The sequence below is a fragment of the Lentisphaerota bacterium genome, from assembly GCA_016873675.1.
Taxonomy (GTDB): Bacteria; Verrucomicrobiota; Kiritimatiellia; order RFP12; family JAAYNR01; genus VGWG01.
On the sequence record VGWG01000050.1, the window covers coordinates 1 to 21,387 of the forward strand.

Here is a 21,387-nt window from a genome sequence, read left to right on the forward strand (position 1 = left end):
CAATGATCTGGAATGCGACGCCGAGGTGCGAGCCGAAGTCCCCGAGGCGATCCGTCAGTCCCGTGTCGGCGCCGGCGGCGATGGCGCCCATGCGGGCCGCCGCGCGAAAAAGATCGGCGGTCTTGTGCTGATGGACGTAGGCCACGGTCGCGGCGTCGGCCTGGCCGCCGCATGCGAGATCCTCGATCTGGCCGCCGATGATTCCGCCAGCGCCGGCAGCCCCGGCCAGCTCGCCGACCAGGATGCCGGGAATGGCGGGATCACAAGCGGGTGTGCGGGCGAGCAGTTCAAAGGCGAGGCTCTGCAGGGCGTCGCCCGCGAGGACGGCGGTGGACTCGCCGTAGCGCGCCCAGACGGTCGGCTGGCCGCGGCGGACCGTGTCGTTGTCCATGCAGGGCAGGTCGTCATGAACGAGCGTGTAGGCGTGCAGCAATTCGACCGCGATGGCGGGATGCCAGGCGGCGTCGCCCGTGCCGCCTGCGGCCTCGGCGGCGGCCAGGCAGAGGATCGGACGCAGCCGTTTGCCGCCTGTGACGACGGCATGCCGCATGGCTTGTGAGAGGACGGCCGGACGCTGGTCGGCCGGCGGCAGCCATTCCAGTAGCCGCTGCGCGACGGCGACTTGTCGCTCCGCGAGATAGGCGGTTAAATCAAACATGTGACCAGTTTAGCAATCGCGAGGGTTGAAGTAAAGTAACGGGTGTGCTACACTGAACGCGTCGCAACCCAACAGATCGGAGCCTCGGTATGATCATCGGACACGCGCACACCTGTTTCACGGTCGGCAATCTGGATCAGATGGTTTCCTTTTATGTGGACAAACTCGGACTGAAGCTGGCGTTTGAGTTCCGACGCGAAAACGGCGCCCGCTTCGGTGTCTACCTGCGCCTCGGACCGCGCACGTTCCTCGAGTTTTTCGAAGGCGAACTGGCGGCCCGGGCTGACCGGCAGAGCTACGCCCACATCTGTCTCGAATGCGATGATGTCACCCAAACTGTTGCCGAGCTGCGATCCCGCGGCGTGAATGTCTCCGATCCCACCCTGGGCATGGATCACAGTTGGCAGGCCTGGCTGTCTGACCCGCAGGGCAACCGGATCGAGCTGCACTCCTACACGCCACCGAGCTGGCAGACGCCGCATCTGTAATCTGGATTCCGATTGCCCAGGGCTCACGGCCGGTCGCTGGTTGCGGCGGAACTCACCCGTTCGATCTTGTCACGCAGCCCGGCAAGATCGGGGATAAGCCTGGCGGCGCGGCGCCAGAAAGCGACGGCCTCTTCGTCGCGGCGGAGGGCGTGAAGGACGTCTCCAATGTGGTCCAGGATCACGCCGTCCTCCTCCGGTGCCAGTCGGGCGGCGATCAGCAGTTGCGTCAGCGCGTCGTTGAATCGGCCGAGGCGATAGTAGACCCATCCGAGCGTGTCGATATAGGCGTAGACGCGCGGTTCGTGGGTCAGCGCGCGCGTCACCCACTCGAGCGCCTCATCGAGCCGCTCGCCATTGACCGCCCACATGTAGGCGAGGTGGTTCATGATGGCGTGGGCGTTGGTGTGGACGGAGAGGGCTTCGCAGAAGACGTCGGCGGCCTGGTCATCGTGATCCAGATCGTCCAGGGCGGCGCCGAGGGTGAGAGAATAGGTGGATGACGGCTGGATGCCCGCGCGCCGAGCCGCATCACGGCCAGCGAGGAGGGCGGCGGCGGCGGCCTCGGGCTGGTCCAACATCGTCCAAGCGTATGACGCGACGAGGGCCTCTCTGAGGGGCTGCGGCGATGACGCGATGCGGGCGGTCAGGCGGCTCACGCCGGTGGTGTCTGCCAGGGCGTGAAAGGATTCGCCGATCCTGCGAGCGGCGGGATTGCAGGCTGGGTCGGTATCCAGGGCCGACCAATAGGCGCGTATCGCGCGGTTCGTGAAACCGGAGCGGAGCAGGGCGTCGCCGTAAAAGGTCTGGGCGATGGCCTTTTCCTCCGGATCAGAAGCGGTGTCGATCATGATCTGGATGAGCGGCAGGGCGCGTGCAGGCGCCGGGGGAGGGGCGAGGATGAAGTGACGCGCCCACTGGAGGGGCGCCTGCAGCAGGATCGGGGGGAGATTGGTGGCGGTTGCTTGCTGGCGCAAGAGGCGAACGGCTGTCCGGTCCTGGTCGGCCTTGAATCGGTTGCGGACTTCGCCCAGGGTTGCGCCGGCCGCAGCTTCGGCGTTGCCGCGCAGGGCTCGGACGCGGGCATAAGCTCCGGCCGCGCCCGCAAAATCCCCGGACGTCTCGGCCAGTTGGGCGAGCGTGATCCAAGCCTCGGTGGATTCCGGCTGGCGGCGAACCTGCGCCCTGACGAGGGCGAGCGCCTCGTTGGTGCGTCCGCCTTCCAGCAGCCTGAGTGTGGCGAGGGAGAAGGGCGGGTCGCTGGCGGGGTCCAAGCGGTGGGCCTGAAGATAGGCGTCGCCCGCTTCAACCGATGTGCGGCCGACGGCCGTTTCCAGCAACAGGCCCGTGGCGTAATGGGCCAGCGCGGACGAAAATACCCCGTCTTCCGACCGGCCCTTCGGTTGCGGCGGGAGACGGGGTGCTCTCAGGGTTCCGCATCCCGCTGAAAGCACCATGCACACGCATGCCATCAGCTTTGCGGCAGTCATCGAGTCACGACCTACTTGTTCTTGTGGCGATTGGCCTTCAGGCGTTTGCGGTGCTTGTGCTTGGACATTTTGGCGCGGCGTTTCTTCTTGATCGTTCCCACGTGTTGAGTCTCCTTGGGTTCAGGAATCCGGGCCCGTCCCGATGCCGGAGCGCGCCCGCATTCAGATTCAGATGATAACCTTGTTCAACGGCAGTTCGATGATCCCCTCCGCGCCAGCCTGGCGCAGTTGGGGGATAATGTCGCGCACCACCTTCTCCTCCACGACCGATTCGACAGCGTGCCAGTTGGGGTCGCTGAGCGGCATCACCGTCGGGGCGTGCAGCGCCGGCAGGATGGCCGTGATCGCGTCGAGCGACCGGGCGGGAGCGTTCATTTTCAGGAGCACGCGGGATTCGGCCGCCAGCGCGCCGCCGAGAAGCAGCGCGAGCTGCTCGATCTTGGCGCGTTTTACCGGATCCAGCCATGCCTTTTTGTTGGCGATCAGACGGGTGGTGGATTCCAGCACCACGTCCACGATGCGCAGGTTGTTGGCGCGCAGGGACGAACCCGTCTCGGTCAGCTCAACAATGGCGTCAACCAGCTCGGGGGCCTTGACTTCGGTGGCGCCCCACGAGAATTCGACATCGGCCTCGACGCCGTGCTTGGCGAGATAGCGCTTGGTCAGCCCGACCGCCTCGGTAGCGATCCGTTTGCCCATCAGGTCTTTGGGTTCTTTAATGGGCGATTCATTCGGAACGGCGACCACCCAGCGCACCGGGCGCATCCCCTGCTTGGCGTAAATGAGCTCGGCGACTTCGACAACGTCGGAGTTGTTCTCGTAGATCCAGTCGTATCCCGTGATGCCGGCTTCCAGCACGCCGAGCTCGACGTAGCGGCTGATCTCCTGAGCCCGGATCAGGCGGCAACTGAGCCCCGCATCGTCCACGCTCGGCATGTATGAACGCGAGCCGACGGACACGGAAAAGCCGGCCTTCTTCATCATGTTGCAGGTGGCCTCCTGGAGGCTGCCTTTGGGTAAGCCAAGAATGACGGGCATCAAAAATCCTCGCTTATGGGTAAAAACAGGCACTCATGATAACGAACGGAGGCGCGCTTGGCAACAGCAATTATCGGTCATCCGGGCAGTCATCAGGGCACCACCGCGAGCCAGGCGCGCACCGCGTCGGAGAGGGGCTCGACGGCGGCGATGGTCACCAGTTCATCATCCATCTCACCGGGGATGAGGACGCGGTCTCCCGGCCGTCGGCCTTCCAGACACTGGGCCAGCTTGCTCCGGCAGGAGATAATGTTGAGCGCCTCGTCGCGGTCCCACTCGCCGAGGATGGTGTAGGTTCGGGTCGACGTGTCCGGGTAGGCGAGGGTGACGGCGACGCCCATCCCCGCCTTGTCGGTGTGCATGCCGGTGAAATCGGTCCCCTTCATCTGCTTGAGGTCGTTGTCCATTTCCGCCTGCCGTTGCAGCAGGAGCCCCTGCTGGTGTTTGGCGGCCTGATACTCGAAGTTTTCACGGAGGTCGCCGTAGCTGCGCGCTGTGGCGATTTCCTGGCTGTTTTTGGGGAGCGCAACCTCGACCAACTGGCGGTAAGCGACCTGACGCTCGGCGAGCGAACGCCACGACGTCTGCCGCGTCAGGTCTGCGGCCTGGGCGGTGGCGCTGGTCTTGCGGCGGGCGGCGAGATTGGGCTCGATCTTGATCATGTGATTCAGCAGCCGGCGATGCGACGCGGGGTCCCAGGCGGGTGAGGCCTGCACCCGTTCAAACATCGCCTGGCGCTGAAGCGCATCCATCGCGCTGAAGGCGGCGTCAAAGCCCTTGACGTGATCAAACACGAGCCGGATGGCGTTCTGCATCCGCAACGCCTCGTAAGCCCGCTTTTCCTCGAGCAGGTTGATGCTCTGCATCAAGAGGTCGTACAGTGAGGGGAGGTTCCAGTTGGCGAACGCCTCGCGGTTCCGGATCGCCCAGGTGAGCAGGACCGGATGGGGAACGGAGGCCCGGAGAATATCGCGGCAGAGGCGTTGCGCCTCACCGTCGGCGGGGCCGCCGTACAGGATCTGCAGCACCTCGCATGCGAGGTTGTAGGGGAGGCGCGGCAGCATCGCGACGATCCGGTGCTGCGCCGATTTGTCATCACGGAGCAGGTAGCCCGCCAGATCTGACGCCTCCCGGGCGGTGATCTGCTCGGCGGCCTTGATGAACCGGTTGTCTTCCCAGAGGTGAGCCTTCAGCGGCACCGCATCGGGCGTGGCCAGCCCCAGCCGCTGGACGGTGATGGCGAGGCGGGCGTAGGTGCCCGGATCGGTGTTATAGGCGCCCTTGAGGCCGAAGGCGAGCCGGTCGGAGAGGACGGCGGCGGCACCGGCGATCTTGTCGGGCATCTGCGTCTCGAGTTCGCCGATCAACGTGAGGATGCGCGCGATATCCCGTTCGCGCCCCAGGGCCGCCATCCACGCGTCGCCATAATTCTGCGCGTGCGTGCGGATGGTGATGGGCTCGGTCCGCTTGGCGGGAATTTCGACCAGCGGATCACGCTTCAATCCCTTGCGGGCCCCGTCCCAGAACGTCTTCCACTGCGCGGCGGTCACGATGTGGGCGTCAGTGAGGGTCTTTTCGAGCTTGGTCACGGACAGCGGGCCGAAGTTGCGCAACGCCAGGCGGACGATCTCGTCGGGGCGCTCGCGGATCAGCGTGTCCAGCCCCGCCGGATCCTTGTGGCGGCGAGCGAGCAGGTGGCTGTCATCCACCAGCGTCAGCGATTCGGAGGCGTAGGCGTAGGTCATCTGATGGCCGGGTTTGCCGACGAAATCAACCGTGAGCTTCTTGTAAAAGTCGTCGAGCCGCTTGATGACCCCGAAGCCCCAGGTGCGGTCGCTGCAAAAAACGCCCGGCTGAAGCGCGCGGAGCAGTTCCAGTCGGCGGAAGGACTCGATGGGCGACACTTCGCCAAAAGCGACGCTGTCGACAAAGGCGATGAGGGTGCGGTCTTGACAGATCGCGTGAACGGCCTCGCGACAGGCCTTTCCGAACGCGCGATCATCCGCGCGGTCGGCGGCTTGCGCGCGCTGGCTGGCAAGCAATGCGTTCACGTCGGGGGTCGTCTCGGCGGGTGTACGATCCATAACTCTGCGGTCCTCCGGTCCGGAAAAGATCAAAAACGAGGGAAGATCATATCACGTTGCAGCCGGTTTGAAAAAGCGGAAAAATGCCGCGCTTGCAATCCGCCTCCCAAAGGCGGTATTCTTAGAGGCCATGTCGGCCGTCTAACGGCGGAAGAAAAGGGGCTGATGAATCATGGCAAGGCATCATGCAGAACGGCTGACGCGTGACCGGACGCGGCAGATCAGCCTGGGCGGGGTCGCTATCGGCGGCGGCGCGCCGGTGAGCGTGCAGACCATGACCACGAGCGACACGCGCGATGTGGTTGCAACCGTCACGCAGATCCAGGCGGCGGCCGAGGCGGGAGCGGACATTGTCCGCGTCGCCATTCCCGATGCCGATGCGGCCGCCGCATTGCGCGCGATCCGCAGGCAGGTTACGGTCCCGCTGGTGGCCGACATCCATTTCGACCACCGTCTCGCGCTTGCCGCAGTCGCCGCCGGCGTGGACGGGTTGCGCATCAATCCGGGAAACATCGGCGGCACCGAACAGGTGCGCGCGGTGGTGGCCGCCGCGCGGCCGAAGAAGATACCCATCCGCATCGGCGTCAACGGGGGCTCGCTGGAGCGCGACATTCTGGATCGTCATGGCGCGCCGACCGCCGAGGCACTGGTGGAGAGCGCGCTGCGGCATGTGGCGCTGCTGGAGTCCGAGGGCTACCACGAGATCAAGATTTCGGTCAAGGCGTCCGATGTCCCCCGAACGCTGGCGGCGTACCGGTTGCTGGCAGAACAAACCGCCTATCCGATCCATCTGGGCGTGACCGAAGCCGGGACGTTTCTGGCGGGGACGGTGCGCTCGTGCGTGGCGATGGGCGCGTTGTTGTTGGAAGGGTTGGGCGACACGATCCGCGTGTCGCTCACCGACACGCCGCTGAACGAGGTCAAGGTGGGCGTGGAGTTGCTGCGCGCCGCCGCGCTCCGCGCGCCCGGCGCGAGCGTCACGTCGTGCCCCACGTGCGGGCGGACGCAGGTGGACGTGGTGGACGTCGCGACCACCATCGAGATCCAGTTGGAACGCTACTATCGCGAGCATCCCAGCGCGCCACGGCCGCATGTCGCGGTTATGGGCTGTTTGGTCAATGGTCCAGGCGAAGCGCGCGGAGCCGACATCGCCTTGGCCGGCGGCAACGGCAAGTTCGCCCTCTATGTTCGGGGCGAACAGATCGCGGTGATCCCCGCGTGCGAGGCGGTCGGACGGGTGGTCGAGTGGGTGAAAACCTGGCGTCCCGGATGAACACGCGCTCATCATTGACGCCGCCGCGCTGTTCTGGCACACTTACCACTCATGAAAACGCGCTTGAAGTCTGCTTGCGAGAAGCTCGCGACCGAACACACCCACACAGAAGGCACCCGTATGGCACACAAAGAACCCGCTGTCGGTTCAAAAGGATGGCTCTCGTATCGGCCCGAAATCAAAGTTCTGGATGTGACGATTCGTGACGGCGGGTTGATGAATAACCATCAATTCACCCCCGATCTGGTGCGCGCGGTTTATCGCACGGCGTGCGAGGCCGGCGTGGACTACGTCGAGCTCGGCTACAAGAGTTCCAAGAAAGTGTTCACGACGACGGAGAACGGCCCGTGGAAGTTTTGTGACGAAGCGGCCCTGCGTGAGGTGATCGGCGACAAGAACCCCGCCGTCAAACTCGCCGTGATGGCCGACGCCGAACGGTGCGATTATCATACCGACATTCTGCCCCGCGAAAAGAGCGTGCTCGACATGATCCGCGTGGCCACCTATATCCACCAGATCCCCACGGCCGTCGAAATGATCAAGGACGCCCACGACAAGGGGTACGAGACAACCGTCAACCTGATGGCGATCTCGACCGTTCAGGAGAGCGAGTTGGACGCGGCTTTGGACGTTTTTGCGCAGACGCCGGTGGATGTCGTCTACCTGGTGGACAGCTTTGGCACGATGTATTCGGAGGAGATTCGGGCGCTGATGGCCAAATTCAGGCGCGTGACCGACGCCACGGGCAAGCAGGTGGGCATCCACACCCATAACAACTGCCAGCTCGCCTACGCCAACACCATCGAAGCGATCATCTGCGGTGCCAATTACCTCGACGCCAGCCTCGCCGGCCTCGGCCGCGGCTCGGGCAATTGCCAGATGGAACTGCTGCTGGGCTTCCTGCACAATCCCAAGTACCAACTGCGCCCGCTGCTGGCGTGCATCCGCGATCACATCGAGCCCCTGCGCAAGGAGTTCTTCTGGGGCTATAGCATCCCCTACATGATCACGGGCATTCTCAACCAGCATCCCCGCGACGCCATCGCATTCATGGAGAGCGGGAAATGCGATGACATCGTCAAGTTCTACGACAAGATGCGCGAGGCGGAGTAGGACGAGGCGCCTGGAAAACCTCAGGGTTTTCAGGCGAAGGGTTCAGGGTTCATGTATTGCCTTGTCCCTCCCGTCATCTCCTGCTAACCTGCAACACTTTCGGAAGGGTTCGAACAACCAAGCGCAGACGCGCAAAACCGCATAACGGAGCGAGTCATGTCATTACGTGGCGATCATTGGTCATTCTCGGATGACGGCAAAGAGTTTTCGTTTACCACGCGCGAGCATACCCACCCGTGGCGCAATTTGATCTTTACCGACCACCTGAAATCGAGTTTTACTCACACGGGCGCTGGCGGGGTGTGCGACCGATCTCCCGTGAACGATTGCCTGTGTCCCGACAACAATCCGCGCCTTGTCGCGGTGCGCGACCAGGAGAGCGGCGCTGTCTGGACCGTCAATGGCGTGGACTCGCCCAAGCAGCCTGCGGACTGGAAATGCACGCATGGCTTTGGCTACACGCGGATCCAGTCAAAAACCAGCGAGATTGCCGGGAGCGTGACCTACTTTGTGCCGGTGGACGAGGCCACGGAGATCTGGCAGATCCGGTTGGAGAACACCGGCAGCCGACCGCGCAAGCTGCGCGTCTTTCCCTGCGTCCTCTGGCGCTTTGGCCTGACCGGGTATGAGACTGGCTTCGACGATGTCTATTTCGCGGACACCATGATTGTCGGCACGTGCCATCACTGGCCGTTTGTCGACTACCGATCCACCTACAACAAGTTTGAGCGCGAATGGGATCGCGTCGGCTTCATGGCGTCGAACCCGGCCCCATCCGGCTTCGATTGCGTATTGGAGCAGTTTACCGGATCCGGGAGCTTTTCCGCAGGAGCCGAGGCCATCCAGTCTGGACGTTGCCGAAACTCGGTTCACAAGGGCCTCGATAGTTGCGGCGTCCTGCAGATGGACATCACCCTGGCGCCGGGCGCAGTCACTGACCTGGTCGTTCTGGTGGGCATGGCCCGGGACCCGTCCGATGCCGCACGCATTCGGGCCAAGTACGGCACGGTTGCTCAAGCGAACGCCGCTTTTGCCGCCCTGAAACAGTGGTGGACGGACTACTTGGGGCGGATGACCATCGAATTGCCGGACAGCGAGATGACCCTCTTTGCCAACAACTGGCACCGCTATAACATGTTCACCCGGTACTACTCCCGGTTCGGCGTGCGCGACACGGCGCAGGACATGGGCGCGGTTACGGCCTATGACCCGGAACGCGCACGGGCGCGGCTGATTCTGGTCTTGGAAACACAATACCGCGACGGGTGCACCCGCCATGATATCGACCTCCTCGGCTCGTTCCATCACCGCACCATCAACTCCGACCTTCCGCTGTGGTTGACCTGGCTGACGGCCCGGCACATCCGCGAGACCGGCGACTACGGCTGGCTCGATCACACATTCAGCTATGCGGATGGCGGCGAGGGGACCGTTTACGAGCATTGCGTGCGGGCGATCGACTATATCAAACAGGAAAGCGGCCGATTCGGCCTCCCCCTGACCAAGTGCGGCGACTGGAATGATTGTTTGGTGGGATCGGCCACTTCGGGCGTCAGCGTGTGGATGGGGTTGTTCTATCACCACAACCTGATGGATATGCATGAGTTGGCCATGCGCTCCGGGCATCCGGATGACGCGGCGCGGTTCTTGGCGCAGGCGCGCGCGCTGGCCGAATCCATCAACACCCATTGTTGGGACGGCCGCTGGTACCTGCTGGCGTTCGATGATGACGGCGGCGTCATCGGATCGAGCACCGAAACGGAAGGCCGAATCTGGGTCAATCCGCAGACATGGGCGATCCTGTCGGGCGTGGCGCCGGCGGATCGGGCCCGGACGAGCATGGAATCGGTGCAGGAGTTGATGGATACGCCGGTGGGGATTCCCCTGATGGCGCCGCCCTACACGAAGATCCAGAAGCGGATTGGTATGATTACGCGCTATGCCCCGGGGCATCATCACAATGGCAGCAGTTGGCACCATGCGGTGACCTGGGCGATGTTGGCGGAGTGCAAGATCGGCCGTCAAGACCGCGCGTTGGAACTTTTCAGGAAGCTGATTCCCGCCTACATGAGCCAGAAATGGGCGGAGCACACGGTCGAGCCGTACGTGTATGCGTCGTACACGAACACGGCGCCATCCGGCCAACTCGGCCGCACGGGCATCCCCTGGAACAGCGGCACCGTGTGCTGGATGTACCGGGTTTTGTTTGAGGGGTTTGCCGGGATTACGCCCGAGTACGACGGCTTGCGCGTGGATCCTCGTCTGCCTGCGGAATGGCCCAAAATCACCGTCAAGCGCCCCTACCGAGGCAGCATCTACCACATCACCATCGAAGCGCCCGAGCGCATGTCGAAGCGGGTGAAGGAACTGTACGTCGACGGGAAACCGGTGGCCGGTAACCTGATTCCGATCCTGCCTCCTGGGCGCGAGGCCACCATTCGGGTCGTGGTCGGCGCGTAGCGGCACGGGCGACGCCCACATAACGACCCTGGCTAAAAAGAAGGCGGCGGAACCGTACGTACGGGCTCGGGTGGTGTGTTTCCTGAAGGCGTGAGCGTGGCGTAGAAAAGGGAGATCTACCTCGGGCTAGATATCGTAGTTCGGTATGCCGCGGTCTTCACGGTCCTGGCTCCGTTGTAGAATGCCCTTCAAGGTGATGGACTGCAGAATGTCGTTCAGTTTCTCCTCGATCTCGGACCACACCTCGGCGGCGGCGCAGTCCGTGCGGCGTTCACACCCCGTGGCGCCCGCTGCACAGGCGGACAGTGCAATGGGCCCCTCCAGGATGGCGAGGATCTCCCGCATGGTCAACGACGCCGGGGTCCGCGCCAAAACATAGCCACCACGCGCCCCGCGCGTGGCGCTCAATAGTCCGGCTCCTTTCAACGGGTTGATCACCTGCCACAGGTATTTTTGAGAAATCCCCTGCCGCCGGGAAATATCCGCCAGTGTCACCGGCCCGGCTTTCTGGTGGAGAGCCACATCCAGCAATACCCGCAACCCATACCGCCCTTTGGTTGAAACGACCATGTGCCACCTCGTGCTCGCTCGTCTTCGCACCCTTCAGGTGAGACTTCACTGCCGGATCTTTGGCTTAATCGCTAGAGATTATAGACGATCACGGCTGAACCGGTCAAGCGAGCGAATATGAAAAAACGTTTGACGCATTTCACTCTATCATCTATAGTTTAACTTTAGTTTTTATTGCGGAGGTGCGTATGTCGGTTCCGAATTCCAAGTTATCCACCCTCCTTGCCCAGGCCGGGTCCCGCCGCGACCCGGCGACCGGCGCGATCTCCGTGCCCGTCTATCAGACTGCCTCGTTCAGTCACCCCGCCCTGGGACGCTCCACCGGCTTTGACTATTCCCGCACCTCCAACCCCACGCGGCTGGCGCTGGAAGAGACTCTGGCGGCGGCCGACGGCGGCGCCCGCGGCTTCGCCTTTGCCTCGGGTCTGGCCGCGCTCGACACCCTCCTGCGCCTCTTCGCCCCCGGCGACCGCATCGTGGTCACCGAGGATCTTTACGGCGGGACCTTCCGCCTGTTCGAGCGGGTCTTCCGTCCGCTCGGCATCGACGCCCGCTACGTGGACACCGCCGACACCGCCGCCGTGGGGCGGGCCCTCGATGATCCGCGCATGCGGGCCGTCTTCGTCGAGACCCCCACCAATCCGCTGCTCAAGATCGCCGACCTCCGCGCGCTCGCCGCCCGGACCCGCCCCCGCGGTGCGCTGCTGATCGTTGATAACACCTTCCTCACCCCCTGTCTGCAGCGCCCCTTGGAACTCGGCGCCGACGTGGTGACCTACAGCGCCACTAAATTCCTTGCAGGCCACAACGATGTGGTTGCCGGCGCGCTGGTTGTTCGCACCCCGGAGCTGGCCGACAAGATCGCGTTTCTGCAGAATGCCTGCGGCGCCGTCCTGGGTCCGCAGGACGCCTGGCTCACCCTCCGCGGACTCAAGACACTGCCCCTCCGACTCCGTCAGCAGCAGGAGAACGCCACTGCCATCGCCGTCTGGCTCTCCGGCCACCCCCGCGTGCGCCGCGTCCTCTACCCCGGGATACCCGCCCATCCCGGACACGAGATCCTCGTCCGCGAGGGCAGCGGCTTCGGTGGCATGATCGCCTTCGAGGTTGACGACCCCGACCGCATACCCGCCATCCTCGAAAACGTGCATGTCTTTCTCTTTGCCGAAAGCCTGGGCGGCGTGGAGTCGCTGATCACCTATCCTGCGGTGCAGACGCACGCCGACATCGCCCCCGCGACCCGCGAGCGCCTGGGGATCAACGCCCGCCTCCTCCGCCTCTCGGTGGGGATCGAAGACAGGGATGACCTGATTCGCGATCTGGCGTCCGTCCTCTGAAACGCGATGCGCCGGGCCCTGACTACCGGAACTCGGCCCATTCCGGTTCGGTGGCGAAGACCCAGCGGTAGTACTCGGATCCCTGGAGGTCCACAGCGGCGTCTTCGTCAATGATGACCGTGCACCGCGGGTGGAGTTGCAACGCCGAGGCGGTCACCATCGCGGTGATCGGACCCTCGACCGCCCGCGCCAGGATGGCGGCCTTCTCCCTGCCGGTCACGAGCAGCAGGCAGCGCCGGCTCTCCTGGATGGTGCCCACGCCCATGGTCAGCGCGCGCGCCGGCACGCGCCCCTCGTCGCCGCCAAACAGGGCCGCATTCTGGCGGCGCGTGGAGGGGGTGAGCGCCTTTTCGCGCGTGCGGGAGAGCAAGGCCGACAGGGGTTCGTTGAAGCCGATGTGGCCGTCCGAGCCGATGCCGAGCAGTTGCAGGTCGATGCCGCCGCACTCGGCGATCCGGCGCTCGTACCGCGCGCATTCGGCGGCCAGATCGGGGGCGACGCCGTTGAGCACGTGGGTGTTGCGCACGTCGATGTTGACGTGCCGGAACAGGAGCGCGTTCATGTACTGGCGGTACGAATCGGGGTGATCCGGCGCCAGGCCGACGTACTCGTCGAGGTTGAAGGTCCGGCAGAGAGAGAAGTCGAGGCCGTCCTCGCGGTGACGGCGGACCAGCTCGGCGTAGACCCGTTCCATGGTCCGGCCCGTGGCGAGCCCCAGCACCAGGGTGGGCTGATCGTGCAGCGCCCGGGCAATCAGGTTCGCCGTGAGCGCGGCGGCGGATGCGGCTGTGGGGCGGATGATGACTTCCATGCGGGTGTTCCTATCTCATGCGGGCGGCCATCCGGTTGCGGACATCGCTCTCGAACCGGCGGATGCTCGCGGTGACGTAATCCACCGGATCGCGCGTGCCGTCGGCGATCAACGGGGTCAGGTCCAGGGCGAAGGCGGCCATTTCGCGGGTGTCGGCGGCGTGCGATTCGAGCAGCGTCGCGTTGGCGCGCGCGCGGCCCAGCGTGGCAAGATCGTAGCGCTTGCCGCCGGCGATCTGCGAGTCGTAGGCGCCGTAAAGCGCGGCCTGCAGGTTCGGACGGGCGCTGACGTCCAGCACGATCTTCTCATCGTCGGGCAGCCAGTCGAGGTTGCGCCAGACCTCGCATCCGCAGACGCGCGCCGGGCGCTGCGCCGGGTGGAGTTGACGGCACGCGGCGATCACGGCGAGGGAGACGGCGACGTGGGTGTCGTGTTTGTCGGCCGGATTATGCGTGTAGACCACCTGCGCTCGCACCGCCCGCAGCAGCGCGGCCAGGTCGTCCACCAGATCGGGACAGCCGGGCGTCTTGGCCTCGGCCGAGGTGAAGTCGAGCTGCGCGACGAAGCTGTACCGCCCGATTTGGGCAGCCGTCCGCTGCTCGGTTCGCCGCACGCGGCACAGGTCGTCGTTTGACACGCCGGCATAAGGGCCGACGCGCGCCGATCCGGCCCCGTTCGTGCAGGTGACGCCGCCGAAGTGCGGGGACGGGCCATCGAAGCAGGCCAGGATGCCGTGCATGGCCATGAACTCGACGTCGTCCTGATGAGCCCCGATGCCAAGGTGCGTCGTGCGCGCCAGGGCGTCGGCGACGGGCGCGCCGTCGGGAACGAAGCAATCGGCCGTGGCATGAGATAACGTCACGCGGGCACCCTTTCCGGCAGGCTGGCTGCGGCCACGGCCTGGCCCACCCGGCGGCTCTGCTCGTCCGGCGCGCTCACGTCCATGCGCGCGGCGCATTCGGGCGCGGCGGCGTTTAAAACCTCCCGCGCGCGCTGAATGAGGATGTCGCCCCCGGCGCCGGTCAGCACCCGGCCCAGCACCAGCACGTGGCGGAAATCGTAGAACTCGGCGAAGAGTGGCAGCGTTTCCCCCAGGTACACCCCGAGGGTCTCGTAGATCGGCGCCGCGCGCGGATCACCGCGCGCCAGGAGGTCCTGAACGTGCAGCAGGCGTTCGGGTTGGCCCATCTCAGCCGGACAGACAATGCCCGCCGCCGGCAGCAGCTTGTTGACCGCCTGCTGCGAAAAATACAGGCATCCAACCCCCCGGTCCCCGGACCATTCATCGGCCGGCGCAGCCGGATTCTCGTCCACGGGAACGAACGCCAGCTCGGTGATCCAGCCGCGCATCCGGCCCTCGGGATCGACATACCCGCCAGCCAGACTCGATCCAAACGCCAGTCCGAGAATACCCTTCGCATCTGACGACAACGCGCCGGCGAGGGCGGAGACATCGCCGTCATTGAGCACCATCAGGGGCACCTTCCAGGCGTCCCGCACGCGGATGAAAAGGCGGCTGGCTTCCGCGAACCGGGATTCCGGTATCGATCGGAAGAGGGAGGCTAGGCGGATGTGGTTGTCAAAGACAACGCCCGCTGTGCTGCCGCCGATGGCGTCCACGCGCGGCAGGTGCGAGGCGGCCTGGCGCAGGCCGGCCATGAGATGATCGAAATGGTAATCGGGGTCGGCCTGCTCCTTGGGTTGCCAGGGGAATTCGGCGCTGTAGACGACCTGGCCGTCCCGCACTGCGGCCACCTTGAAGTCGCTCGCGCCGAGGTCGAATCCCAGCCGACAGCCGTCCCAGTGGCCACCGCAGGCGCTCGCCTGGCCCCTGTTGGAAGGCAGGGAGGCGCGGGTCGCGCGGACAATCTCGAGCGGCTGGCCGAAGACCCGGGTCATGATGGCGTAATCGAACCCCCGGGCGCCATCGGCGGCAAAGACCTTCCGGAGGTGCGCCACAACGCCGTCCGGAGCGATTACGTGCACCCGCGAGGCACCGCGAGCCCAGAGCAGGAATTTCGTCAATCGCGCGGCGTAGTGGAGGGTCTCCGGCGACGCATCGGACCGGATGACCGTCTCGTAATGCGAGACCGTGCCGTCCGGTTGTTCCGTGGCCAGCACGAACGGCACGCCGTTGCCGGCTTGCCGGAGCGCGGACCGGTACAGCTCATTGAAACGAGCGGTCGACAGGAACCCACGATCCAGCGGTGCCGTCCGTGTGTTGTTTGGTTGGGATGTAGTCATAGGGGTAACGTCAGTTGAGGTGATAAGATACCACAACGATCTGGACCTGCCAACAGCAACCCATGCGCCCCCATGGGATCAGGGCGGGCGGATAGCCGGCACACGGGCAGGCGAGACGCGTAGCACCCTTTCTCGGGAAGCTGTCGCGGGAAGCTGGTCATTTTTCCGCCAATCCTTTATACTGGTGTCACGCTTTACGAAATAAAATGCGGTGATCGGGGGAGGCGGCAACATGTGGGACTATACGGACCAGGTGATGGACCATTTCAGAAATCCGCGCAATGTGGGCAAGATTGAGCATCCCGACGGCGTGGGCACCGTCGGCGCGCTCGCCTGCGGCGACGCGCTGACGCTCATGTTCAAGCTGGGTCCGGACGGCCGCATCGCTGAGGTGAAATTTCAAACCTTCGGCTGCGCCAGCGCAATCGCCTCGTCCTCCGTCCTCACCGAAATGGTGATCGGCAAGACGGTGGAGGAGGCTGGGAGGATCACCAACAAGCAGATTGCCGACGCCCTTGGCGGCCTGCCCGACCAGAAGATGCACTGTTCGGTGATGGGCCGGGAGGCCTTGGAGGCGGCGATCCACAACTACCGCACCGGCGAAACCGGGATGCGGAATCTGGACGAACGGATCGTCTGCACCTGTTTCGGTGTCTCGGAAAACGAGATCCTCCGCATCACCCGTGAGAACGGCTTGTCCTCGGTCGATGAGGTCGTTAATTTCTGCAAGGCGGGCGGCGGGTGCGGCATGTGCCGCAACGAGATCCAGAAGCTGGTCGATGGCGTGATCGCCGAGCGGACGCAGGCGAAGACCGCGCCGGGCGACGCGCCCCGCAAGCTGACGAATCTGCAAAAGATCAAGCTGATCGAGGAGATCATCACCCGTGAAATCCGTCCCGCCCTGCAACGCGACCACGGTGACGTTGAACTGGTCGATATCAGCGGCGACCGCGTAACCATCGCCTTCCGTGGCATGTGCGCCGGTTGCCACGCCTCCGAAACCACGCGGCACAGCCTGATCGAGGCCAAGCTGCGCGAATGCGTCGCCCCCGAAATCACCGTCGTTGAGGAGAGCAGGTCATGAGCCGCCTCGTCTATCTGGACAACAACGCCACCACCTGCGTCGCGCCCGAGGTTCGGGACGCCATGCTCCCCTTTCTGACCGATCTGTGGGGCAATCCATCGAGCATGCATGCCTTCGGCGGACGCGTCATGCGCCATGTGGAAGAGGCGCGCGAGAAGGTCGCGGCGCTGATTCACGCCGACCCGTCGGAAATCATCTTCACCAGTTGCGGCACCGAAAGCAACAACGCCGCCATTTACGGCGTGGCCGAAATCCTCGGGCCCCAGGCCCGCCTCATCACCAGCCGCGTGGAGCATCCCGCTGTGCTCGGCCCCTGCCGCCACTTCCGCGAGCACGGCCACACGTTGATCGAGCTGCCCGTGGACGGCGTCGGCCAGGTCGACCTCGCGGCGCTGCGCGAAGCTCTTTTTGGCGGACAGTGCCTCGTCAGCCTCATGTGGGCCAACAATGAGACGGGCACGATCTTCCCTATCGACGAGATTGCCGCGCTTGTGAAGTCGGTCGGGGGCGTTATCCACACCGACGCCGTTCAGGCGGTCGGCAAGGTGCCGCTCGACGTCCGCCGCACCCCGGTCGACCTGCTGTCGCTTTCGGGGCACAAGCTCCATGCGCCCAAAGGAATCGGTGCCCTCTACGTCCGCCGCGGCACGCGGCTGAAGACCTACATGATCGGCGGGCATCAGGAGCACGGCCGCCGAGGCGGCACAGAGAATGTCCCGGCGATCGTCGGGCTCGGCCAGGCGGCCGAACTCGCGGCCGCCTCGCTGGCCGGGGAAGCTGCTCGCGTCGCCCCTCTGCGGGACCGGCTCGAGTCCGGCTTACTCGCGACCTGTCCCGACGCCCGCGTGAATGGTGACCCCCGCCACCGCCTGCCCAACACGCTCAACATCAGCTTCGAGTTCATCGAAGGCGAGGCAATCCTGTATCACTTGAGCGATTTGGGCATCTGCGCCTCGTCGGGTTCAGCCTGCTCGTCGGGATCACTCGAACCCTCGCACGTGATCCGCGCCATGGGCGTGCCATTCACCGCAGTCCACGGCTCGATCCGCTTCAGCCTCAGCCGTTACACCACCGCCGCCGATATCGACACCGTGCTCGAACACGTCCCCCGCGTCGTGGCCAAACTGCGGGCGCTGTCGCCTTTTGTGACAACGTAAACGACGCGAGGCTCCGGCACAACCCTGAAGCCTTCCCGTGTCACACGCCGGTCGAGCCGAACCCGCCCGCGCCGCGGGCGGTCCCGCAGACATCGGCGGTCTCCTCGACACGGGCGTGCGTCACCTGCGCCACCACCATCTGGGCAATGCGCATTCCCGGTTCCACGACAAACACGGCATCGCCGAGGTTGATCAGGATCACGCCGATCTCGCCGCGATAGCCGGCGTCAACCGTCCCAGGTGAATTGAGCACGGTCACCCCGTTTTTCAGGGCTAGGCCGCTGCGGGGCCGCACCTGCGCCTCGTGCCCCTCCGGGAGTTCCATCACCAGGCCGGTCTTGACCAGCGCCCGGCGTCCCGGATCGATCTGCGCCGCCTCGCAGGCGCACAGATCCATCCCGGCGTCGCCCGGATGCGCGTAGGCAGGCAAGACCGCTTGCGGGTGGATGCGCTTGAAACGGACTGTCATGTCTGTGATCTCAGCTTGACTAGTCGCCGGTGACCGATTTGAACAGCCCTTTGATGGCGGATCCGGCCTCCTTGACCTTTTCCGCTCCGCCAACGATCACATCCTTGCCTGCCTCGACAGCCGCCGCGCCCGTATCGATCGCGGCCGTGCCGATCTGGGCGACCGCCGCACCCACCAGATTGAGCAGTTCGCCCAGCACCTTGGTCACGGCGTCGACCGCCTTGATTCCGCCCTGGTCACGCCCGATGGCTGTGAGCCGCAGGTTCGGCAGCGGCAGGGGCACGGCCTTCCCGAGGGTTAGCTTGGAGCGATAGGATACCTGCCCGTCGCGGAATTCCAGCAGATCGATGATCACCTTGCGCGGCGCTTGCTTGTCCTTCTGCCCAGGCTGGGGCTCCGGCGTTTTCTCGGCCTTGGCCAGTTTGGCGGTCAACGTCTCGAGGTTGCTCTTCCCGCCAGCGACTTCATACGCCACTTGAGGCTCGATGATCGCCAGTTCCTCGATCACGATCGGGCCGTTTCCCGGCAACGACGGAAGGTTGATCTTGACCCGCACCTCCTTGAGCGAAAACAGCGGATCCGGAGAATACCCCTCCGGATTGCCAATCGTCATCCCTTCCAGCCGCAACGATCCGCTCAGCGGACGGATCGCGACATGCTGCACCGCAACCGGCACGCCCAGCAGCTTCGGACCGAGGGTATTGACCGTCATCTTCACCAGCGGCCCGAGGAAAAACAGCGCGACGATGGCCAGCACCGCCAACACGACCACCACCCCGCCCGCCACCTTTAACACGCGACGCACGACTCTCATTTTTGACCGACCTTTCTTTTTCTCCAAGCGGTTCACACGCCACTGTAGGCGGAGAACCCACCGTCAATCGGAACCACCACGCCCGTCACAAAACCGGCGGCGTGGTCTGAAATCAGCCAGAGCAGCGCGCCGAGCAGATCCCCCGGCTCGCCCAGGCGCCCCATCGGCGAATGCGCGAGAATCTTTTCCGACCGCGCCGTCAGCGAACCGTCGGGGTTTGTCAACAGTGCGCGGTTCTGGTCGGTCAGGAAGAAGCCCGGCGCGAGAGCATTCACGCGGATGCCCGCTTTGGCCATGTGGACCGCGAGCCATTGCGTCAAATTGCTTACCGCAGCCTTGGCGCCGCTGTAGGCGGGTATCTTGGTCAGCGGTCGGAAGGCGTTCATGGAGGACACATTGAGGATTACGCCCGACCGGTTCAACGCCATTTTTCGCGTGAACACCTGGGTCGGGAGCAGCGTCCCCAGGACGTTCAGGTTGAACACAAATTCGACGCCCTTGGGGTCCAGATCGTAGAACGTGGTGACGTCCCGGTGCTCATTCATCAAGTCGTCCGGGTTGAGATACTCCATGGAGGTCGTCCCTTTCGGATGGTTTCCTCCCGCTCCGTTAATAAGGATGGAGACCGGCCCCAGCCGCGCCTCCACCGCCGCATTGGCCGCCTCTAGGCTCGCCTTGTCCAGCACATTGCAGGCGACGGCCATCGCCCGGCCGCCCGCCGCCGTGATGGCGTCGGCAACCCGCTGCGCGGCCTCCAGCTTGAGGTCGGCGACCGCGACCGCCGCGCCGCACTGGGCCAACGCATGAGCCATCACGCCGCACAGGACACCGCCGCCGCCCGTGACCACCGCCACCTTGTCCTTCAAATCCACGTGAAAGGGAATCTTCATCATCGCGCCGTCTCCTTTTGGGGACTCAGCGGGCACTCACGGTGACCGCCCGCCAGCCGCAGAGAACATACCAAACTCTGCCGCCTTTGCCTAGCGTCTCTTTCCTCCTGTCTTTTTCCCGTTCGCCTTGCTTCTGCGCGTTTTCCAATCGCCCTCAACCGGCGCTGCGTCCCGGCGCGACCGGCAGCATCGGGATGTCGGCATCGAACGGTTCGCGTTCGAAGGCGGCGTTGATGATGTGCTGCAGCAGTTCGGGATAGGAGATGCCGGCGGCGGCCGCCGAGCGCGCCAGGGCGACATCCGCATCGAGGCAGGGGTTGCAGTTCACCTCCAGCACATAGGGGGCGCCGCTCTCGTCGAGCCGGATGTCGACCCGTCCGTAACCCCAGCCGCCGATCGCGCGAAAGGCCGAGGTGGTCAGCCGGGTCAGATCCTTCGCCAGTTCCGGCGAGACCTGAGCGGGGCAGGTGACCGAGGTTTTCTTAAACTCAACCGTGTGACTCAGCCACTTGGCCGCATACGACATGATCGGCGGAATGTCGTCCGGCAATTCCGAATAATTCACCTCCGCCAAGGGCAGGACCCGCAGCTTGTGTCCGCCGATGACGCCGATGTTGAATTCGCGTCCGCCCAGGAAGCGCTGCACCAGCGCGGCCTGGTTGAACTCGGTGAGGATGGTGCGCACCTTCGCCCGCAGCGCCGTGGCCGACCACACGACCGAGTCGCGCGCCAGGCCGATCCCCGCATGCTCTTGCGCGGGGTGGACGATCACCGGGAAGCGCCAGTGCCGGCGGCCGACATCCGACGCCCGCTCCAGCAGACGGCTCTCGGGGGGCACCGGCACGCCCAGCCCCTGGAGCAGACTCACCGCCATGTGCTTGTAACGGCAGAGGCCCAGCGCGAGGGCCTGCGAGCCGGTGATCGGATACCCCATCATTCGCACGAGCGCCGCGACGCGCATCTCGTACAGGGCGCCGTGAACCACGTCGTCGTACTGGTTGAAGACGACGTCGGGGTTGAGCCGCCGCAACCGGCGCTGGAAACTGGGGAGGTCGTTGGCGAGCGCCAGGATCGTCACCCGGTGTCCGAGCGACGTGCGCAACGTGCGAGCCAGACGCCGGATGAACGCCCGCAGTTCGGCCGAGCTGCCTTGGTCTTCCGGTTTCTCGGGAGTCGCAGAACCGCACGCATTGTAGATCAGGACGACATGGAGGGACTTCTTACGCAGTCTCATAGTACGCACATCATGCATGGAATGCGCAGGTTGCGCAAGGTTAAAATCAGGGCAAACGCATCTAAATTCTGACCCTTTATCTTTTTTTGGTTCAGGGGGCACGCAACGGCCTCGGATCGGCCCTTAATCTCGTCCGGTGGCCGTTTGCCGCATGATCAGGCCGGGTTGTGCGTCGA

20 protein-coding genes are annotated in these 21,387 nt (G+C 64.7%); 7 read left to right on the forward strand and 13 right to left on the reverse strand.

The window, feature by feature from the left end; genetic code table 11:
* Window positions 1–658: polyprenyl synthetase family protein (locus FJ222_07640; protein MBM4164296.1), on the reverse strand; the 658-nt coding region annotated here is incomplete at its 3' end.
* Window positions 659–747: 89 nt separating this feature from the next.
* On the opposite strand from FJ222_07640, the gene FJ222_07645 reads away from it, so the two are divergent.
* On the forward strand, window positions 748–1,146 hold the full coding sequence (locus FJ222_07645; GenBank protein MBM4164297.1) for a VOC family protein: 399 nt from the start codon (window positions 748–750) through the stop codon (window positions 1,144–1,146).
* 23 nt (window positions 1,147–1,169) lie between these two features.
* On the opposite strand, the gene FJ222_07650 is transcribed toward FJ222_07645, so the two are convergent.
* The 4 genes from FJ222_07650 to FJ222_07665 all read right to left on the reverse strand — a co-directional run bounded on the left by FJ222_07650 (window position 1,170) and on the right by FJ222_07665 (window position 5,755).
* Window positions 1,170–2,633, reverse strand: a complete 1,464-nt coding sequence (locus FJ222_07650) for a tetratricopeptide repeat protein (protein ID MBM4164298.1) — start codon at window positions 2,631–2,633, stop codon at window positions 1,170–1,172.
* Between the two features lie 11 nt (window positions 2,634–2,644).
* Complete coding sequence (locus FJ222_07655; GenBank protein ID MBM4164299.1) at window positions 2,645–2,734, reverse strand: AURKAIP1/COX24 domain-containing protein; 90 nt, start codon at window positions 2,732–2,734, stop codon at window positions 2,645–2,647.
* Window positions 2,735–2,801: 67 nt separating this feature from the next.
* Window positions 2,802–3,671 (reverse strand): ATP phosphoribosyltransferase, encoded by an 870-nt coding sequence (locus tag FJ222_07660; GenBank protein ID MBM4164300.1) that lies wholly within the window; start codon window positions 3,669–3,671, stop codon window positions 2,802–2,804.
* 92 nt (window positions 3,672–3,763) lie between these two features.
* Entirely contained in the window at window positions 3,764–5,755 is a 1,992-nt protein-coding gene (locus FJ222_07665; protein MBM4164301.1) for a hypothetical protein, read from the reverse strand.
* A 172-nt stretch (window positions 5,756–5,927) separates the two neighbouring features.
* On the opposite strand from FJ222_07665, the gene ispG reads away from it, so the two are divergent.
* The 3 genes from ispG (at window position 5,928) to FJ222_07680 (ending at window position 10,601) form a co-directional block, all read left to right on the forward strand.
* The gene (ispG, locus tag FJ222_07670) at window positions 5,928–7,028 is read left to right on the forward strand and encodes a flavodoxin-dependent (E)-4-hydroxy-3-methylbut-2-enyl-diphosphate synthase (protein ID MBM4164302.1); all 1,101 of its coding nucleotides are present in this window, start codon (window positions 5,928–5,930) and stop codon (window positions 7,026–7,028) included.
* Between the two features lie 120 nt (window positions 7,029–7,148).
* A complete protein-coding gene (locus FJ222_07675; GenBank protein ID MBM4164303.1) occupies window positions 7,149–8,141 on the forward strand; it encodes a nucleoid-structuring protein H-NS in 993 nt (330 codons plus the stop codon).
* A 156-nt stretch (window positions 8,142–8,297) separates the two neighbouring features.
* A complete protein-coding gene (locus FJ222_07680; GenBank protein MBM4164304.1) occupies window positions 8,298–10,601 on the forward strand; it encodes a hypothetical protein in 2,304 nt (767 codons plus the stop codon).
* A 126-nt stretch (window positions 10,602–10,727) separates the two neighbouring features.
* Here the strand turns inward: FJ222_07680 and FJ222_07685 are convergent, their stop codons facing one another.
* On the reverse strand, window positions 10,728–11,171 hold the full coding sequence (locus FJ222_07685; protein MBM4164305.1) for an Rrf2 family transcriptional regulator: 444 nt from the start codon (window positions 11,169–11,171) through the stop codon (window positions 10,728–10,730).
* A 188-nt stretch (window positions 11,172–11,359) separates the two neighbouring features.
* On the opposite strand from FJ222_07685, the gene FJ222_07690 reads away from it, so the two are divergent.
* Window positions 11,360–12,508, forward strand: coding sequence for a PLP-dependent transferase (locus FJ222_07690; GenBank protein ID MBM4164306.1), 1,149 nt, complete (start codon window positions 11,360–11,362; stop codon window positions 12,506–12,508).
* 22 nt (window positions 12,509–12,530) lie between these two features.
* On the opposite strand, the gene nagB is transcribed toward FJ222_07690, so the two are convergent.
* Genes nagB through FJ222_07705 form a run of 3 tightly spaced genes read right to left on the reverse strand, consistent with a single transcriptional unit; the run spans window position 12,531 to window position 15,563 of the window.
* The gene (nagB, locus tag FJ222_07695; GenBank protein MBM4164307.1) at window positions 12,531–13,319 is read right to left on the reverse strand and encodes a glucosamine-6-phosphate deaminase; all 789 of its coding nucleotides are present in this window, start codon (window positions 13,317–13,319) and stop codon (window positions 12,531–12,533) included.
* Window positions 13,320–13,329: 10 nt separating this feature from the next.
* A complete protein-coding gene (locus FJ222_07700) occupies window positions 13,330–14,181 on the reverse strand; it encodes a PIG-L family deacetylase (GenBank protein ID MBM4164308.1) in 852 nt (283 codons plus the stop codon).
* Window positions 14,178–15,563: an ROK family protein gene (locus FJ222_07705; protein ID MBM4164309.1), complete on the reverse strand. Its 1,386-nt coding sequence runs from the start codon at window positions 15,561–15,563 to the stop codon at window positions 14,178–14,180. Before FJ222_07705 ends, FJ222_07700 begins: the two co-directional genes overlap by 4 nt.
* Before the next feature lie 232 nt (window positions 15,564–15,795).
* Between FJ222_07705 and nifU the strand changes: the two genes are divergently transcribed.
* Window positions 15,796–16,647: a Fe-S cluster assembly protein NifU gene (gene nifU, locus FJ222_07710; GenBank protein ID MBM4164310.1), complete on the forward strand. Its 852-nt coding sequence runs from the start codon at window positions 15,796–15,798 to the stop codon at window positions 16,645–16,647.
* Window positions 16,644–17,804 carry a cysteine desulfurase NifS gene (nifS, locus tag FJ222_07715; GenBank protein ID MBM4164311.1) on the forward strand — a complete coding sequence of 387 codons (1,161 nt, stop codon included), beginning with the start codon at window positions 16,644–16,646 and terminating at the stop codon, window positions 17,802–17,804. Before nifU ends, nifS begins: the two co-directional genes overlap by 4 nt.
* Before the next feature lie 40 nt (window positions 17,805–17,844).
* Here the strand turns inward: nifS and FJ222_07720 are convergent, their stop codons facing one another.
* The 4 genes from FJ222_07720 to FJ222_07735 form a co-directional block, all read right to left on the reverse strand.
* Window positions 17,845–18,273 (reverse strand): dUTP diphosphatase, encoded by a 429-nt coding sequence (locus FJ222_07720; protein ID MBM4164312.1) that lies wholly within the window; start codon window positions 18,271–18,273, stop codon window positions 17,845–17,847.
* A gap of 19 nt (window positions 18,274–18,292) precedes the next feature.
* Window positions 18,293–19,087, reverse strand: a complete 795-nt coding sequence (locus tag FJ222_07725) for a hypothetical protein (GenBank protein MBM4164313.1) — start codon at window positions 19,085–19,087, stop codon at window positions 18,293–18,295.
* A 32-nt stretch (window positions 19,088–19,119) separates the two neighbouring features.
* The gene (locus tag FJ222_07730; GenBank protein MBM4164314.1) at window positions 19,120–19,977 is read right to left on the reverse strand and encodes an SDR family oxidoreductase; all 858 of its coding nucleotides are present in this window, start codon (window positions 19,975–19,977) and stop codon (window positions 19,120–19,122) included.
* A 154-nt stretch (window positions 19,978–20,131) separates the two neighbouring features.
* Window positions 20,132–21,229 carry a hypothetical protein gene (locus FJ222_07735; GenBank protein ID MBM4164315.1) on the reverse strand — a complete coding sequence of 366 codons (1,098 nt, stop codon included), beginning with the start codon at window positions 21,227–21,229 and terminating at the stop codon, window positions 20,132–20,134.
* Window positions 21,230–21,387: the final 158 nt, after the last annotated feature.